The 16,220-nt window shown below is 69.6% G+C and carries 13 protein-coding genes; 9 read left to right on the top strand and 4 right to left on the bottom strand.

Annotated features, from left to right (window positions below; translation table 11 throughout):
• Window positions 1–24: 24 nt before the first annotated feature.
• Window positions 25–693, bottom strand: a complete 669-nt coding sequence (locus E3T37_RS05735) for a DedA family protein (protein WP_134365852.1) — start codon at window positions 691–693, stop codon at window positions 25–27.
• Window positions 694–791: 98 nt separating this feature from the next.
• Between E3T37_RS05735 and E3T37_RS05730 the strand changes: the two genes are divergently transcribed.
• From E3T37_RS05730 to E3T37_RS05700, 7 genes are all read left to right on the top strand, one after another.
• The gene (locus E3T37_RS05730) at window positions 792–2,255 is read left to right on the top strand and encodes an anthranilate synthase component I family protein (RefSeq protein WP_134365851.1); all 1,464 of its coding nucleotides are present in this window, start codon (window positions 792–794) and stop codon (window positions 2,253–2,255) included.
• A 77-nt stretch (window positions 2,256–2,332) separates the two neighbouring features.
• Window positions 2,333–4,915, top strand: a complete 2,583-nt coding sequence (gene leuS / locus E3T37_RS05725; RefSeq protein WP_134365850.1) for a leucine--tRNA ligase — start codon at window positions 2,333–2,335, stop codon at window positions 4,913–4,915.
• A 92-nt stretch (window positions 4,916–5,007) separates the two neighbouring features.
• On the top strand, window positions 5,008–5,778 hold the full coding sequence (locus E3T37_RS05720; protein WP_134365849.1) for a helix-hairpin-helix domain-containing protein: 771 nt from the start codon (window positions 5,008–5,010) through the stop codon (window positions 5,776–5,778).
• Window positions 5,779–6,093: 315 nt separating this feature from the next.
• Window positions 6,094–6,450 (top strand): VOC family protein, encoded by a 357-nt coding sequence (locus E3T37_RS05715; protein WP_134365848.1) that lies wholly within the window; start codon window positions 6,094–6,096, stop codon window positions 6,448–6,450.
• A 183-nt stretch (window positions 6,451–6,633) separates the two neighbouring features.
• Entirely contained in the window at window positions 6,634–9,000 is a 2,367-nt protein-coding gene (locus E3T37_RS05710; protein WP_134365847.1) for an excinuclease ABC subunit UvrA, read from the top strand.
• Between the two features lie 58 nt (window positions 9,001–9,058).
• Window positions 9,059–9,937, top strand: coding sequence for an endonuclease/exonuclease/phosphatase family protein (locus E3T37_RS05705; protein ID WP_134365846.1), 879 nt, complete (start codon window positions 9,059–9,061; stop codon window positions 9,935–9,937).
• Window positions 9,934–10,539, top strand: a complete 606-nt coding sequence (locus tag E3T37_RS05700; protein ID WP_134365845.1) for a hypothetical protein — start codon at window positions 9,934–9,936, stop codon at window positions 10,537–10,539. Before E3T37_RS05705 ends, E3T37_RS05700 begins: the two co-directional genes overlap by 4 nt.
• A 10-nt stretch (window positions 10,540–10,549) precedes the next feature.
• Here the strand turns inward: E3T37_RS05700 and E3T37_RS05695 are convergent, their stop codons facing one another.
• Window positions 10,550–11,119, bottom strand: a complete 570-nt coding sequence (locus E3T37_RS05695; protein WP_134365844.1) for a hypothetical protein — start codon at window positions 11,117–11,119, stop codon at window positions 10,550–10,552.
• 249 nt (window positions 11,120–11,368) lie between these two features.
• Between E3T37_RS05695 and E3T37_RS05690 the strand changes: the two genes are divergently transcribed.
• Window positions 11,369–13,756: a ComEC/Rec2 family competence protein gene (locus E3T37_RS05690; protein WP_134365843.1), complete on the top strand. Its 2,388-nt coding sequence runs from the start codon at window positions 11,369–11,371 to the stop codon at window positions 13,754–13,756.
• Between the two features lie 94 nt (window positions 13,757–13,850).
• The gene (gene holA / locus E3T37_RS05685; protein WP_134365842.1) at window positions 13,851–14,906 is read left to right on the top strand and encodes a DNA polymerase III subunit delta; all 1,056 of its coding nucleotides are present in this window, start codon (window positions 13,851–13,853) and stop codon (window positions 14,904–14,906) included.
• A 155-nt stretch (window positions 14,907–15,061) separates the two neighbouring features.
• On the opposite strand, the gene rpsT is transcribed toward holA, so the two are convergent.
• Both rpsT and E3T37_RS05675 read right to left on the bottom strand, forming a co-directional pair.
• A complete protein-coding gene (gene rpsT, locus E3T37_RS05680) occupies window positions 15,062–15,325 on the bottom strand; it encodes a 30S ribosomal protein S20 (RefSeq protein ID WP_134365841.1) in 264 nt (87 codons plus the stop codon).
• A 118-nt stretch (window positions 15,326–15,443) separates the two neighbouring features.
• Window positions 15,444–16,190: an alpha/beta fold hydrolase gene (locus tag E3T37_RS05675; protein ID WP_134365840.1), complete on the bottom strand. Its 747-nt coding sequence runs from the start codon at window positions 16,188–16,190 to the stop codon at window positions 15,444–15,446.
• Window positions 16,191–16,220: the final 30 nt, after the last annotated feature.

The raw sequence follows: 16,220 nt of genomic DNA, 5'->3' as shown, positions 1-16,220 counted from the left end.
AGCAGGCACCCGGAACCGGTCCCGTTACTCCTCGTGCAGGGTCGCCGGCCCGTCCGGCTGCTCCATGTGCCGGGCCTCCCGACGGTTCAACCACTTCTTGATCAGGAGCACGAGCAGCACGAAGGCCGCGATCGCGGCCACGAAGAGGTATCCGGCGAAGTGGAGCCGGTCGGCGAGCTCCCGGTAACCGTCGGCGGCGGCCCACCCGACCGAGACGTAGGCCAGCGACCACAGCACACAGGCCGGCACGGTCCACGCCATGAACGTGCGGTAGCGCATCGGGCTCATCCCCACGGTCAGCGGGATCAGGGAGTGCAGCACCGGCAGGAACCGGGACAGGAACACGGCGATCCCGCCGCGACGGGCCAGGTAGATCTCCGCCCGGGCCCAGTTGCGCTCGCCCAGACGGCGTCCGAGCCGGCTCAACCGGATCCACGGGCCGAAGTGCCGCCCCAGCGCGAACCCGATGCTCTCGCCGACCAGGGCGCCGACGATCACGGTGACGACCAGTCCCACGAACTCGACCGTGTTCCCCACCGCCGTGCTCGCGACGATCACGATGGAATCGCCCGGAACCACGAGTCCGACCAGCACGGATGTCTCCAGCACCATGCCGAGACCGGCCAGCAGGGTGCGCACGACCGGGTCGACACTGGCGACGGTGTCGAGGATCGAGCTGAGGATGTCGTTCACCCGGCCCAGCCTAGGCCGGATGCCGGATGCCGGATCCCGGAACCCGGCCCGGACCGGCCTGGCACGACGGCCGGGAACCGGGCACCTAGGCTGAGACCGTGACCGGGTCGATTCTTCGCGTTCCCCTGCCCGAGTGGCGGGATCCGGCGAGCGTTTTCCATGCCCTGTACCGCGACAGTCCCTACGCATTCTGGCTGGATGGCGGGGAGAGCTCCCGCACCGGACACAGCTATCTCGGTGCCGCCTCGCCCGCATCCCGCTTCGTGACGGCCTCGGTGCCGAATGCCACCGTGACGGTGGCCACCGCCGGGTGCACGGCGACGCCCGCGGAGATCCGGCCGAGCACCGTGTTCGAGTTCCTCCAGGAGGACCTCGCCCCGGCGCAGGACGATGGCGCCGACGACGGTGCCGGCGAGGACGACGACGCAGGCTTCCGGCTCGGCTGGGTGGGCTGGCTCGGCTACGAACTCGGTGCCCAGACCGTCGGCACGCCGGCGCACGATTCGCGCTATCCGGACGCCGCCCTGCTCGAGGTGCACCGCATGCTCGTGTTCGATCACGCTGCGGGCACCGTCACGGCGGTGGCCCGCCAGTGCCCCGGCGAACCAGTCGGCGCCGCCCGGGCATGGGCGGAACGGATGCCACGCACCCTCGCCGACCTGCCTGCCGGGGCATCCGTGGCCCCTGAACCGCTCCCGGGCGGGGCGGTGGCCCGCTGGCGGCACGACGACGACCGCTACGCGGAACTCGTGCACCGGTGCCAGACCTCGATCCGGGCGGGGGACGCCTATCAGCTCTGCCTCACCAATGAGATCCTGGTCGACGTCCGCCCCGACCCGGTGCGGGCCTACCTGCTGCTCCGCGCCGGCAGCCCCAGCCACCACGGCGGGCTCCTGCGCTTCGGCGACACCGCCCTGCTCAGCGCCTCGCCGGAACAGTTCCTCGCCGTGACCCCCGGCGGGCGGGTCACGACCAAACCGATCAAGGGCACCCGGCCCCGCTCCAGTCGGCCCGCGGAGGACCGGGCGCTCCGGGCGGAGCTCGAGGCCAGCGTCAAGGAACGCGCCGAGAACCTGATGATCGTCGACCTGATGCGCAACGATCTCGGCCGGATCGCCGAGGTCGGGTCGGTCAGCGTGCCGAGCCTGCTGGCGGTGGAGAGCTACGCCCATGTGCACCAGCTGGTCAGCACCGTCGAGGCGCGCCTCGCGCCCGGGGTCAGCGTCGTGGACGCCGTGGCCTCCTGCTTCCCCGCCGGATCCATGACGGGCGCACCCAAGATCAGCGCGATGACCCTCCTCGACGCCCTCGAGGACGGCCCGCGCGGCATCTATGCCGGCGCCTTCGGCTACCTCGGGCGGGACGGATCCGTGGACCTGGCCATGGTCATCCGCAGCATCGTGCTCGGCCCCACCGGGGCGTCCATCGGCACCGGCGGCGGCATCACGGCCCTGTCCGACGCCGGCGAGGAGATCGAGGAAACCCGGATCAAGGCGGCGGCGCTCCTGGCCGTCCTCGGCACCCGCCCGTCCGGGCCAGCAACGGGCCAGGGCCAGGTTTAGTAACCTAGACGTTGGACGACGCCTCCGGGCGGCCCTGTGCCTGCTGGCGCAATCCCCACTGCAACGAAGAGAGTCACGTGGCACACGAGTACGACCACACCCGCACCGGCCAGGGAAGCGACGAAGAAGTCTACGATTTCGCCGCCATCCAGGCGAAGTGGCAGCCGATCTGGGAGGAACTCGAGCCCTTCCGCACCAACGACCCGGGCGACACCCGCCCGCGCAAGTACGTTCTCGACATGTTCCCGTACCCGTCCGGCGACCTGCACATGGGGCACGCCGAGGTCTACGCGCTCGGCGACATCGTCGCTCGCTACTGGCGCCAGCAGGGCTTCAACGTGCTGCACCCCATCGGCTGGGACTCGTTCGGCCTGCCCGCCGAGAACGCGGCGATCAAGCGCGGCATCGACCCGCGCGGCTGGACCTACGACAACATCGCGCAGCAGAAGAAGAGCATGAAGCTCTACGCGGCATCCTTCGACTGGTCCCGTGAACTGCACACCAGCGACCCCGAGTACTACAAATGGAACCAGTGGCTGTTCCTGCAGCTGTACAAGAAGGGCCTCGCCTACCGCAAGGACAGCTGGGTCAACTGGGACCCGGTAGACCAGACCGTCCTCGCCAACGAGCAGGTCCTGGCCGACGGCACCTCCGAACGCAGCGGCGCCGTGGTGGTGAAGAAGAAGCTCACCCAGTGGTACTTCAAGATCACCGACTACGCCGACCGGCTGCTCGACGACCTGAACCAGCTCGAGGGCACCTGGCCGGCCAAGGTCCTGAACATGCAGCGCAACTGGATCGGCCGCTCCATCGGCGCCGACGTCGACTTCGTGATCGAGGGCCGTGAGGAGCGCGTCAGCGTGTTCACGACCCGCCCGGACACCCTCTTCGGGGCGACCTTCATGGTGGTCGCCCCCGACGCCGACCTCGCCGCCGAGCTGGTCGCGGATGCCTCGCCGGCCGTCCGGGAACGGTTCCAGGAATACCTGGTGCAGGTCCAGAACAGCACCGAGATCGAACGCCAGGCCACCGACCGGGAGAAGACCGGAGTCTTCCTCGAGCGGTACGCGATCAACCCCGCCAACGGCGAACGCCTGCCGATCTGGGCCGCCGACTACGTGCTCGCCGACTACGGCCATGGCGCCGTGATGGCGGTGCCGGCCCACGACCAGCGCGACCTCGACTTCGCCCGCAAATTCGACCTGCCCGTGATCGTCGTGGTCGACACCAGCGCCCCCGCCACCGGCATGATCCCCGTGATCACGCAGGGGATGCTCGACGGCACCGAAGAGCTCCCCGCCCTCGACCCGGCCGCCACGGGCGTCGCCCTGGCCGGTGAGGGCCGCCTGATCAATTCCGGGTCCCTGAACGGTCTCAGCAAGAACAACGCGATCAAGCGCATGATCGAGCAGCTGACCGCCGACGGGACCGGCCGCGCGGCCAAGAACTACCGCCTGCGGGACTGGCTCATCTCCCGTCAGCGCTACTGGGGCACCCCGATCCCGATCATCCACGGCGAGGACGGCACCGAGATCCCGGTTCCGGAGGACCAGCTGCCCGTGCTGCTGCCGCCCACCGACGGACTCGACCTCAAGCCCAAGGGCACCTCTCCGCTCGGCGGCGCGACGGATTGGGTGAATGTGCCCAACCCGATCGACGGCACGCCGGCCCGCCGCGACGCGGACACCATGGACACGTTCGTGGACAGCTCCTGGTACTTCCTCCGCTTCCTCAACCCCACCGACGACACGAAAGCGTTCGACCCGAAGGAAGCCGACAAGTGGGCTCCGGTCGACCAGTACGTCGGCGGCGTCGAGCACGCCATCCTGCACCTGCTCTACGCCCGGTTCATGACCAAGGTGCTGTTCGACCTCGGCTACGTCACGTTCACCGAACCGTTCACCGCTCTCCTGAACCAGGGGATGGTCATCCTCGATGGCGCCAAGATGTCCAAGAGCAAGGGCAACCTGGTGTACTTCACGGAGGAGGTCGACCAGTTCGGCGTCGACGCCGTGCGCCTCACCATGGCCTTCGCCGGCCCGCCGGAAGACGACATCGACTGGGCGGATGTCTCGCCGGTCGGCTCGGCCAAGTTCCTGGCCCGCGCCTGGCGCGTCGCCCGGGACGTGACCAGCACACCCGACGTCGAGTGGAAGTCGGGTGATGCGGCACTCCGCCGGGTCACGCACCGTTTCCTGGCCGACGCGCCCGGCCTGGTCGAGTCGTTCAAGTTCAACGTCGTCGTCGCCCGCCTGATGGAACTGGTCAACGCCACCCGCAAGGTGATCGACACGGGCGCGGGCCCCGCGGATGGCGCGGTGCGCGAAGCCGCGGAGGTCACCGCCATGGCGTTGAACCTGTTCGCCCCCTACGCGGCCGAAGACATGTGGCAGCACCTGGGCTACGACCCCTGTGTCGCCCTGGTGCAGTGGCGCAAGGCGGACCCCACCCTGCTCGTCGAGGAATCGGTGACGGCGGTCGTCCAGGTGGACGGCAAGGTTCGCGATCGGATCGAGGTGTCGCCCAAGATCTCGGGCGAGGACCTAGAACGCCTGGCCCGCGCGTCCGCCGAGGTCATCCGGCGGATCGGCGACCGGGAGGTGCAGCACGTGATCGTGCGGGAGCCGCGGCTGGTGAGCATCGTCACCCGCAGAAATTAGCCTCGCCTCCACAGGGCCGCGTCCAGGGCGCGGGAGCACAGTTCGGCGCTGGCCGCCCGGGGGAGTACCCCCGGGCGGCCTAGCCTGCCGGGATGGCTCATGATCCGGTCGTATCCGCGCTCGATCGCCTGGCCCCGGCCGCGCATGCGCGCGCGGCCCCCCGGCTCCGCATCGGGGTGGGCGCCGCCGTCGTGCTGTTGATCGCCGCGCTGGCGACGGCCGTGGTCGTCTCGGCCGTGGGCCAGCAGTCCGGACACCAGGTGGTGGCCGCGGCCGGCGCCGCCGGCGGCACGGCTCCGGGCACACTGCCGTCTGCAACTCAGGCGCCGGGAACTGTTCCCTCGGGCGCTGTTCCCTCGGGCGCCCAGCCGTTGGGCGCCACGCCCTCGACCGCGGGGGCCACCACCGCGGGCGCCGTCCTCTTCGTGCACGTCCTCGGCGCGGTGCAGCGTCCCGGCCTCTACGAGCTGTCCGTCGGGGCCCGGGTGATGGATGCCGTGGCCGCCGCCGGCGGCCTCACCGAGACTGCCGATCCCGCGGGCGCGAATCTCGCCCGCCGAGTTGCCGACGGCGAACAGCTCTACCTGCCCCAACTCGGCGAGACGCCGCCGCGGTCGCCCGCCGGCGGGGCGGCCGGGGGCGGGGCCGGCGGGGGCACCGGCGCCGCCACGGTTCCCGTCAACCTGAACACGGCGACCCTGGCCGAACTCGACACCCTGCCCCGGATCGGGCCGGCGATGGCGCAGCGCATCCTCGACTACCGGGATGCCAACGGCCCGTTCGCCAGCGTCGACGACCTGCGCAATGTCACCGGCATCGGCGACAAGACCTTCGAGGGCCTGGCCGCCCTGATCACGGTCTGATCCTCCCCCTCCCCTCCCCCCCGTCCCCGTCCCCGTCCCGAGCGTCCCCGTCCCCCGTCGTTGAACCAATTCGACGGAGATATTCATCTAAAAATGTCTATCCGGCCTGTTTCGGGCACTTTCGGGCAAAATCTCCGTCGAATTGGTTCGGGCACCCCGCGGGAGCAACCGCTCGGAACCGCGGATCCGCGCCCCGCGTCGACCGTTCCGCGAGGACTCATTTGCCTAGCGGGAGTCACCGGGCCGCGGCTACAGTGATCGCCGTGGACATCTCCACGACCAGATGACCGCGCCACACCGACGTCAGGAGGCACCATGACCACCTCTTCCACCCAGGGGATCAAGACCGTGCTGCATCCCGTTTCCGACCTGGCGCGGGCCAAGGCGGTGTACGCCGCCCTGCTCGGCGTCGAACCGCAGACCGACGGGCCCTACTACGTCGGGTTCGAGGCGGAGGGGCAGCAGATCGGGCTGGTCCCGGGCGGGGGACCGCAGGGCCTGACCTCACCCGTCGCCTACTGGCACGTGCCCGACATCGAGGTGAAGCTGGCCGAGGTGACCAAAGCGGGCGCCACCGTCACAGAACCCGCGCACGACGTGGGCGCCGGCCGCCTGGTAGCCACGTTCTCCGACCCCGACGGCAACGTGCTCGGGCTCATCCAGGACCATTGATCCAGGACCACTGACAGCCGGCGGATACCCAGATCACCGGATCAGGGGCGGCAACCGTTGTCGCGCCCGCGCCGATACGGGAGAATCGGGTGAACCGCTGGTAGCCGGCCAGATTGCCCGGCAGAACCGCCCGGTAGCACAGCGCCCGGCAGGTGACCCTCCGGCAGAACACAGGGAGAACCGATGAGCGCCGCCGACAGCCACGATGTCATCCGCGTGCAGGGCGCACGCGTGAACAACCTCAAGGACGTCAGCGTCGAGATCCCGAAGCGCCGCCTGACGGTGTTCACCGGCGTCTCCGGCTCGGGCAAGAGCTCGCTGGTGTTCGGCACGATCGCCGCGGAGTCGCAGCGCTTGATCAACGAGACCTACAGCGCCTTCGTGCAGGGGTTCATGCCGACCCTGGCGCGGCCCGATGTCGACGTGCTCGACGGGCTGACCACGGCGATCATCGTCGACCAGGAGCGGATGGGCGCCAACCCCCGTTCCACCGTCGGCACCGCCACCGACGCCAACGCGATGCTGCGAATCGCCTTCAGCCGGATCGGGCAACCCCACATCGGCTCACCCCAGGCGTTCTCCTTCAATGTGGCCTCCATCAGCGGAGCGGGTGCCGTCTCCATCGAACGCGGCGGGCAGACCGTCAAGGAACAGCGCAGCTTCAGCATCACCGGCGGGATGTGTCCGCGCTGCGAGGGCATGGGCAAGGTGAGCGACATCGACCTGACGGCGCTCTACGACGACGCCAGGTCCCTGAACGAGGGCGCGCTCACGATCCCCGGCTACTCGATGGAGGGCTGGTACGGGCGAATTTTCCGCGGCTGCGGCTGGTTCGACCCCGACAAGCCGATCCGCAACTACACGAAAAAGGAGCTGAACGACCTGCTCCATAAGGAGTCGACCAAGATCAAGGTCGACGGGATCAACCTGACCTACCTGGGCCTGATCCCGCAGATGCGGAAGTCATTCCTGTCCAAGGACGTCGACGCGTTGCAGCCGCACATTCGCGCCTTCGTCGACCGGGCGGTCACCTTCGCGACCTGCCCCGAGTGCGGCGGCACCCGGCTCAACGAGGGCGCTCGATCCTCGAAGATCCAGGGCCTGAACATCGCCGACACCGCCGTGATGCAGATCAGCGACCTCGTCGACTGGGTCCGGGGCATCGACGAGCCGTCCGTGGCTCCGTTGCTCGGAGCACTGCAGCGCATCCTCGAGTCGTTCGTGGAGATCGGTCTGGGCTACCTTTCGTTGGATCGCCCGACGGGCACCTTGTCCGGCGGCGAGTCCCAGCGGGTCAAGATGATCCGGCACCTCGGTTCCTCACTGACGGATGTCACCTACGTCTTCGACGAGCCCACGATCGGTTTGCATCCCCATGACATCCAGCGAATGAACGACCTGCTGCGGCGCCTGCGTGACAAGGGCAACACCGTGCTCGTCGTGGAGCACAAGCCGGAGATGATCGCGATCGCTGACCACGTGGTCGACCTCGGCCCAGGCGCGGGAGCCGCGGGCGGTACCGTCTGCTTCGAAGGCACCCTCGAGGGGCTGCGGGCCAGCGACACCCTCACCGGGCGCCATCTCGACGACCGCGCCACCCTCAAGGAGACGGTGCGCACGCCCACCGGCGCGCTGGAGATCCGCGGCGCGACGGCGCACAACCTGCGGGACGTCGACGTCGACGTCCCGCTCGGGGTGCTGGTCGTCGTCACCGGCGTCGCCGGATCGGGCAAGAGCTCGCTCGTGCACGGTTCGATCCCCGCCGGTTCGATCCCCGCCGGCAAAGGAGTGGTGTCCATCGACCAGGGCGCGATCCGCGGCTCCCGCCGGAGCAACCCGGCGACCTACACCGGGCTGCTCGACCCGATCCGCAAGGCCTTCGCGAAAGCCAACGGCGTGAAGGCGGCGCTGTTCAGCGCCAACTCCGAAGGGGCCTGCCCCACCTGCAACGGCGCCGGAGTGATCTACACCGACCTGGGCGTGATGGCCGGCGTCGCCACCACCTGCGAGGAGTGTGAGGGGAAGCGGTTTCTGGCCTCGGTGCTGGAATACCACCTCGGCGGCCGCGACATCAGCGAGGTGCTCGCAATGTCTGTGGCCGAGGCCGAGGAATTCTTCGGCGCCGGCGAGGCCCGCACACCGGCCGCGCACGCCATCCTGAACCGGCTCGCCGAGGTCGGGCTCGGCTATCTGACCATCGGCCAGCCGCTCCCCACCCTGTCCGGCGGTGAACGGCAGCGGCTCAAGCTCGCCACCCACATGGCGGAGAAGGGCGGCGTCTACGTGCTCGACGAGCCGACCGCCGGGCTGCACCTCGCTGACGTCGAACGGCTGCTCCGCCTCCTCGACCGGCTCGTCGACTCGGGCAAGTCGGTCATCGTCGTCGAGCACCACCAGGCGGTGATGGCGCACGCCGACTGGATCATCGACCTCGGCCCCGGCGCCGGGCACGACGGCGGCCGGATCGTCTTCGAGGGCACACCCGCCGAGCTCGTCGGCGCCCGCTCCACCCTCACCGGGCAGCACCTCGCGGCCTACGTTCGCAGCTGAGACGAGACGCCCACGCACCGGGTTCTGGATTGCGCGTGGCGAGCGTACTCTGGGTCCGATGACGGATGTTTCGCTCATCGGTCCGGTGACCGCCCCCGACCTGCACGTGATGACTTACAACATCCGTCGACGCATGCCCCGGATGCAGCCGGGCAGTCCCGACCGGTGGGTGACACGGAAGCCTCTGCTACGACGTATCCTGCGCGCCGAGCAGCCCACGCTCCTCGGCGTGCAGGAAGCCCTGGCCGATCAGGTCGAATTCGTCGCGGATTCCCTCGGAGAGGACTACGGCTGGGTCGGCCGCGGCCGCAATGCCGCCGGAGCTGACGAGCACTGCGCGGTGTTCTACGACTCGCGGCGGCTGGAACTGACGGGTTGGCGGCAACAGGCCCTGTCCGCGACTCCGGAGACGCCGGGCTCCCGGTCGTGGGGAAACCTGGTGCGGCGCATCGTCGTGTCGGCCGAATTCACCGATACGGCGACCGGAGCACGGTTGCTCGCCTTCAACACCCATCTCGACTTCCTCTCCTGGCGCTCGAGACTGGAGTCGGCGAAGTACATCCTGGACCTCGTGCGGTCCGCGCGCGCCGCGGAGCCCGGCGCCGCGATCGTGCTGACCGGCGACTTCAACGCCGACGAGGGCTCGGCCGTGTACCGCAGGCTGATAGCCGACGGGGCGCTCCTGGACTCCTGGGAGGTCGCAGTCGAGCGGCTGACGCCGCAGTGGGGGACCTTTTCGAACTACCGACGCCGTCGCCCCGGCGGCAAGCGCATCGACCTCATCCTGGTGGGGCACGGAGTCGACGTGCTCAGTGTGGGCATCAACGCGGCCCGGTTCGACGGCCGGGCGGCATCCGACCATGAACCCGTGCAGGCCGTTGTGCGGTGCGGGGGCCGCTCGGCCGGGACATCCGAACCCTTTGAGGTGCTGCCATGATCCGTTCACTCCTGCGCACACCGTCGGGAGCGGCCGAGACGGTCGCCGACGGGCTGCGGGTGCTGGCCCTGATCGGCATCGTTATCGCAGCCCTCGGCTGGGGCACGATCGCGGGGCTGAGCCTCGCGGTCGTGTTCGTCGGAATGTTCTTTCCCCGGGTGATCGGCGTCCGGCCGAGCGTCGACATCGCCTTCGGCACGGTGGTTCTCATCGCCGTGTGGAGCAGCGTGCTACAGATCTACATCTCGACTCGGTGGTGGGACCTCCCGGTTCACCTTGTCACCAACGGGCTCAGCGCCGCACTGTGCTACCTCCTGTTCGTGAGGTTGGGAGTCCTGGCCGACACCGGGACGCTGCGGCGACCGACGATTTCGGCCATCGTGATGACCACCGCACTGGGGCTGTCGCTCGGAGTGCTGTGGGAGGTCTTCGAGTGGTTCGGGCACACGTTCATCGACAGTGAGATCTTCGTCGGCTACGTCGATACCATTGGGGACCTGGTCTGGGGCGGCATCGGCGCCCTGCTCGCGGGGTGCTGCATGCCGTTCCTGACCGGTCGATCCGCCGACCTGGACCGTTCGCCCAGGTCGGTGCGCGGCTGAGCCGTCAGGGCTATATCCCCCCGGCACCGATCGCGCGTCGCAGATCTTCGGCCAGCCGCGCGATATCGGCATCCGGCACCGCGCGCAGCCAGTTGCCGCGGCTCCTCATCGGGGTGACCGGCAGCACCAAGGTTCGCTCGGATGAGGCCACCTCGACCTCGATGGTGGCCATGATGCGCATCCCGATCTGCACGGATCCGACAGTGAAGCTCCGAACCAGGTTCGAGGGGAAGGCCGCCGCAGGGCTCCCGGTGGCACGGCCCGACAGGAATTGCACGCTCTGGTCGTCGACGACAAGGGTCGCGTATCTGGTCGGATTCACCCGCGACGGTGCGAGCCCCAGGGCGGTCGTCAGCGCCGACAGCTCCTGAGCCAGGAGCGGTGCCACGAGGACCGGGACGATCCAAGCCGAAGGAAACGCTCGTTGTGCTCGATCGATCCGGCGCGCATTCGAGACACCGAAGTAGAGCAGCAAAGCACCGACCATCCCACCGGCGATGACCAGGGCCAGGACGATCGGCCCGCTGCCGCCGTTGTCGTACGAACGGATGCCGCGGATCGCCAACAACACGACGGCCACGACCGCAACGGCGATTCTCAGCCAAAAACCCGGGCCCCGCAGTCTCTTTCCGTCCGTCTGCTCCGCGGATTCCGCAATCGAACTCTCATCGTGAATTGGCATAAGCCCCCCCAGTCTCATCGGCTGGGCCCAGCGTAGTCGGTGGATCGTGAGCCAACCACCGGACCTCCACAGCCGTGGACCTGGGTAAACGGGCCACAGATGCAGTGGGCCCTGGGGTGACGGCGCCGCCGCACCTAACCTCCACAGATGGAGTCCACGACAGGGATCGACCTGCGCCTGGTCGTGCCGGCGGCGACGGCGTGGCTGGCCGCCGGCGTCCTCGTGGGAGCACCCGGCGGCGTTCCCGCTTCTGCCGCCGTTGGGCTCTGGTTGGGGGCGGGCCTGTTCGTCGTGGCCGCGGTGTTCGACCGACGTGCCCGGTGGCGTCCACTCTGGGCCACCGTCGGGGTGAGCCTCGCGGTCTCCGCCCTGGTCGCTTCGGTCGTATTGGTCTCGGGGCCGGCCCGGCTGCCGGCGGACGTGCGTGCCGCGGCGAGTCGTCATGCGAACGCCTCTGCGCTCATCACGGTGTGGTCCGTGCCGGTGGAGACCGCGTCTCCGGGCGGATTCGGCACCGGGGGAACGGGAGCCCGGGTCAGATTCCGCGGCACGGTCACCGAGCTGACCGAGGGCAAGCGCTCGTCGCGAGTCTCCGTGCCCGTGCTGGTCTTCGCCGAGTCCTCCGGCCGGGGAACCGCGAGCCTGCAGATCGGCTCGGTCGTGCGTTTGGACGGATCCCTTCGGGCCACGGACCCGGGGGATTCCGCTGCGGCGCTGTTCTTCGGTCGGAGCCGGGCAGAGTCCGTGGCGGCACCCCCATGGTGGTTGGCCTGGGCGAACGCACTCAGAACCCGTTTCGTCGAGGCGGCCCGGGAATTGCCGGGCGACGGGGGTGACTTGCTGCCCGGACTCGCGATCGGTGACACCAGCCAGGTGAGCGCGGATCTGGACCTATCGATGAAGGCGAGTTCGCTCAGTCACCTCACCGCGGTGTCCGGCGCGAATTGCGCGGTGGTGATCGCGGGGATCATGCTGCTCGGCGGGTACCTGCGGCTCGGACGCGGGATGCGCATCACGTTGTCCCTCGCCACGCTGCTGGGCTTCGTGGTGCTCGTGACACCGGAGCCCAGCGTGCTTCGCGCGGCGCTGATGGCCACGATCCTGATGCTCTCCGTCGCGTCCGGCCGGCCGGGCCGGGGTGTGCCGCTGCTGGCCCTGGTCGTCGTGGTTCTGCTGGTGGCAGATCCGTGGCTGGCGCGCAGTTACGGCTTCGCGCTCTCGGCGCTGGCCACGGGCGGGCTCCTGGTGCTCGCCGGTCCGTTGACCCGGGTGCTGAGCCGCTGGATGCCGACCGCGCTGTCAGCGGTGATCGCAATCCCGCTCGCCGCGCAGCTGGCCTGCCAGCCCGTTCTGGTGCTGCTGACCCCGACGCTTCCGCTGTACGGGGTGCCGGCGAACCTGTTGGCGGGCCCGGCGGCCCCGTTCGCGACCGTGGTCGGCCTGGTGGCCTGCCTGCTCCTGCCCTGGTTGCCGGGGATCGCCGGGGGAGTCCTGTACCTGGCCTGGCTGCCCGCGGCCTGGATCGCGGCGATTGCGCGCACGAGCGCGCTCCTGCCGGGGAGTCGGCTGCCGTGGCTCGGGGGAGTCGTCGGGGTGGCTGCCACGGGCATCCTGACCGTCGCGTTCGTGGCGCTCGTTCTCCGCCGTCCGGGGGCGGTCCGGGGCTGGTGGCCGCCGACCGCCGTCGCCGTGCTCGTCCTGGCGGGCGGCGCCTACACCGGGACCCTGATCGGGTCGGGCGTGGGACGTGCCGTGGCCTTCCCGGCGGACTGGCAGATCGCGGCCTGCGACATCGGGCAGGGTGACGCGGTCGTGGTGCGGGATCAGGACCTCTACGCACTGGTCGACGTGGGGCCTGATCCGGCGCTCCTGACGGAATGCCTCGACACCCTCGGAATCGACCGGATCGATCTGCTCGTGCTCACCCACTACGACCTCGACCACATCGGGGGCGTCGAGGCCGTGATCGGCCGGGTCGGAACGGCCCTGGTCGGCGTCCCCGAGAACGCAGAGGACGAGCGCCTCCACCTGCGCCTTGCGCGGGGCGGCGCGGACGTGCGTCAGGCCGCGCGCGGCGACACCGGAACGCTCGGCGCACTGCGCTGGGAGATCTTCTGGCCCGTTCGGGGTTCCCCGGCGATGCAGACCGGCAACGCCGGGAGCGTGACCATCGGGTTTGACGGGCGCGGAATCCGTTCGATCTTCCTCGGCGACCTCGGCCAGGAACCGCAGGACGCCCTCCGCCGGGTCGCCCCACTCGCCACCGTGGACGTGGTCAAGGTGGCCCACCACGGGTCGAGGGACCAGAGCCCTCAACTCTATGCCGACCTGCGAGCCACCGTCGGGCTCATCTCGGTGGGCCGAGATAACGGCTACGGGCACCCGACCGACGCCCTCCTCGGCATGCTGGCATCCGCGGGCACGCTCGCCCTGCGCACGGACCTCGGCGGGATGATCGTGGTCGCGCCCGCCCCGGACGGCGGCGGTGCCCTCACCGTGTGGACGGAGACCGTGCCGGTCGGCGGCCCCGACTAGGCTTGAATCGCGCCACCGGTGTGAGCTCCTCCACGGGTGTGAACCAGCACGCTGTCGACCAGTTGGCTGTGGAACCAGCAACGAAGGGAACCGAGTGGCCGCACGCACCGCCTCAGCCGGCCGCACCGCACCCCGCAGCGCGCCCAAGGCCGCACCGAAATCGGCTGCGATCCCGCAGCTGGCCTGGCATCAGGTGCGTCCGGCGCCGATCGTGCTGGTCTCCGGAACCGAGGTGTTCCTGGCCGAGCGAGCGATCCGCCAGCTGCGGGATTTCCTCAAACTGGAAGACCCCAGCCTCGAGATCAGCGATGTGCAGGCCGACAGCTACTCGCCCGGCGAGCTGCTCACCGTGGCCAGCCCGTCCCTGTTCGGCGAACCGCGGCTGATCCGCGTGAGCTCGGTCGAGAAGTGCAGCGACACCTTCCTCGCCGAAGCCATCGACTACCTGCAGAACCCGGCGGAAGACACCTACCTGGTGCTCCGGCACGGCGGCGGGGTGCGCGGCAAGAAGCTGCTCGACCTGATCCGGGCCGGAACCGGCGGCGGCATCGAGGTCGTCTGCGCCGAGCTGAAAAAGGACACCGACCGGCACGACTTCGCATCCTCTGAATTCAAGGCCGCCGGCAAACGGGTCACGCCCAGCGCGCTCCGCTCCCTCGTCGGGGCGTTCTCGGGAGACCTCGCCGAACTGTCCGCCGCCTGCCAGCAGCTGATCGCCGACACCGGCGCCGAGGTGACCGAAACGACCGTTGACCGGTACTACGGCGGACGGGTCGAGGCGAACGCCTTCAAGGTGGCCGACGCCGCGATCGCGGGGCACCGCGGCGAGGCCCTCGTCATCCTGCGGCACGCGCTGGCCTCCGGCGCGGATCCGGTGCCCGTGGTCGCGGCGTTCGCGATGAAGATCCGCACCATGGCGAAACTCTGCGGGGTGCGAGGCGGCTCGGCCCAGCTGGCCTCCCAGTACGGTCTGGCACCGTGGCAGGTGGAGCGGGCCCAGCGCGACCTGCGCGGCTGGTCGGACGAGGGACTCGCGCGCTGCGTCGTGGCCCTGGCCGAAACGGATGCCGCGGTCAAGGGCGCCGAGCGCGACCCGGTGTTCGCCCTCGAGCGGTTGATCGGCGTGATCGCTCGCAAGGGCGAGAGCTGACCGCGCCGCCGCTGACCGGGCTTGACCTGGCCGCCGAGCGCTGACTCGCCCAACTGGGTAGCCCCGGACACACGAAAGCCCCCGCCGAATCGGCGGGGGCTTTTCGAGCACGAGGTCGGGACCGTCAGACGGCCCGGATCCAGGTCAGTTGGAGACTAGACGAGTGCGCCGACCGACTTCGCGATGGCGGACTTCTTGTTCGCAGCCTGGTTCTTGTGGATGACGCCCTTGCTGACGGCCTTGTCGAGCTTCTTCGAGGCCAGGGCGAGGCCGGCGACGGCCTTGTCCTTGTCACCAGCGGTGACGGCGAGGCGCGTCGCGCGGATCGCGCGCTTGAACTCGCTCTTGACGGCCTTGTTGCGCTCCTGGGCCTTCTTGTTGGTGCCGATACGCTTGATCTGCGACTTGATATTTGCCACGTTTATACGCTTTCGTTAGGTTCTTGTTCGGATGGGCCGCTTGGCGGTAGAGGGCGCCGAACGGCAATAATCGTGTGGGGTGGGACCCAACACGCAAGCCAACAGGAAACGATACCAGTTATTCGCCCGGCCCGACACTCGGCCGGGCCCGGCCGGCGGCGACCTCCCGGAGGATCTCGCCGAGCACCGCCGTGAACCGTTCCGGTTGGGCCAGGCTGACCAGGTGCGAGGCCCGGGGAACGATCACGAGACGACCGTCCCGGCAGGCGGCAAGGAAGCGGCGTTCGTGCAGCCGAAACTGATCGAAAAAGCCGTTGACCAGCCACACCGGTCCGGGGTAGCGAGAGAGGCTGTCGAGCGGGCGGAGCGTGCCGGTGGCGCCGAGGCCGGCATCCATCACATTCAGCGGAACCCCGCCGGCGAGCGTGTCTGCGGCCCCGTCTCGCGGCAGGAGGGCCCGCACGAGTGCGGTGTGGAGCCACAATCCGTGGTCGGGCAGCCGGCGGACGAGCCGGGCCAGGCTCCGGTAGGCGTCCAGGGGCCACCCGGCCGGAATCGCGCAGCTTCCCGCGGCGACCAACCCGATCACCTTCTGCGGGTGCCGCGCGGCGTACTCGATGGCGTAATAGCCGCCCAGGGAGAGCCCGACCAGCAACACCCGGCCGCCCAGGGCCTCGACGCCCTGATCGATGGCTGTCAGGGCGCCCGCCACGGTGAATGGTTCGTCGATGCGCGAGCCGTGCCCGGGCAGATCGATCGCCAGGGCCGGATGCCCGGTCTCGCCCAGGGCGGACAACTGGCGCCGCCACATCGTGGCCGAGGTGCGGATCCCGTGGACGAAGAGGACCGGGGTGGCTGGGGTCATCTCCCCATTTAGGCAGGGATCTCGACAGAT

This window comes from Cryobacterium sp. TMT2-10 (assembly GCF_004403075.1).
GTDB classification, from domain to species: domain Bacteria; phylum Actinomycetota; class Actinomycetes; order Actinomycetales; family Microbacteriaceae; genus Cryobacterium; species Cryobacterium shii.
This window is presented reverse-complemented; position numbering and strand designations above follow the sequence as displayed.

Excerpts from the sequence above, each read along its gene's own strand:
- E3T37_RS05690 (WP_134365843.1), top strand. The coding sequence starts at position 11,369 with ATGGAGTCCACGACAGGGATCGACCTGCGCCTGGTCGTGCCGGCGGCG.
- E3T37_RS05705 (WP_134365846.1), top strand. The coding sequence starts at position 9,059 with ATGACGGATGTTTCGCTCATCGGTCCGGTGACCGCCCCCGACCTGCAC.
- E3T37_RS05710 (WP_134365847.1), top strand. The coding sequence starts at position 6,634 with ATGAGCGCCGCCGACAGCCACGATGTCATCCGCGTGCAGGGCGCACGC.
- E3T37_RS05700 (WP_134365845.1), top strand. The coding sequence starts at position 9,934 with ATGATCCGTTCACTCCTGCGCACACCGTCGGGAGCGGCCGAGACGGTC.
- E3T37_RS05675 (WP_134365840.1), bottom strand. The coding sequence starts at position 16,190 with ATGACCCCAGCCACCCCGGTCCTCTTCGTCCACGGGATCCGCACCTCG.
- E3T37_RS05720 (WP_134365849.1), top strand. The coding sequence starts at position 5,008 with ATGGCTCATGATCCGGTCGTATCCGCGCTCGATCGCCTGGCCCCGGCC.
- E3T37_RS05715 (WP_134365848.1), top strand. The coding sequence starts at position 6,094 with ATGACCACCTCTTCCACCCAGGGGATCAAGACCGTGCTGCATCCCGTT.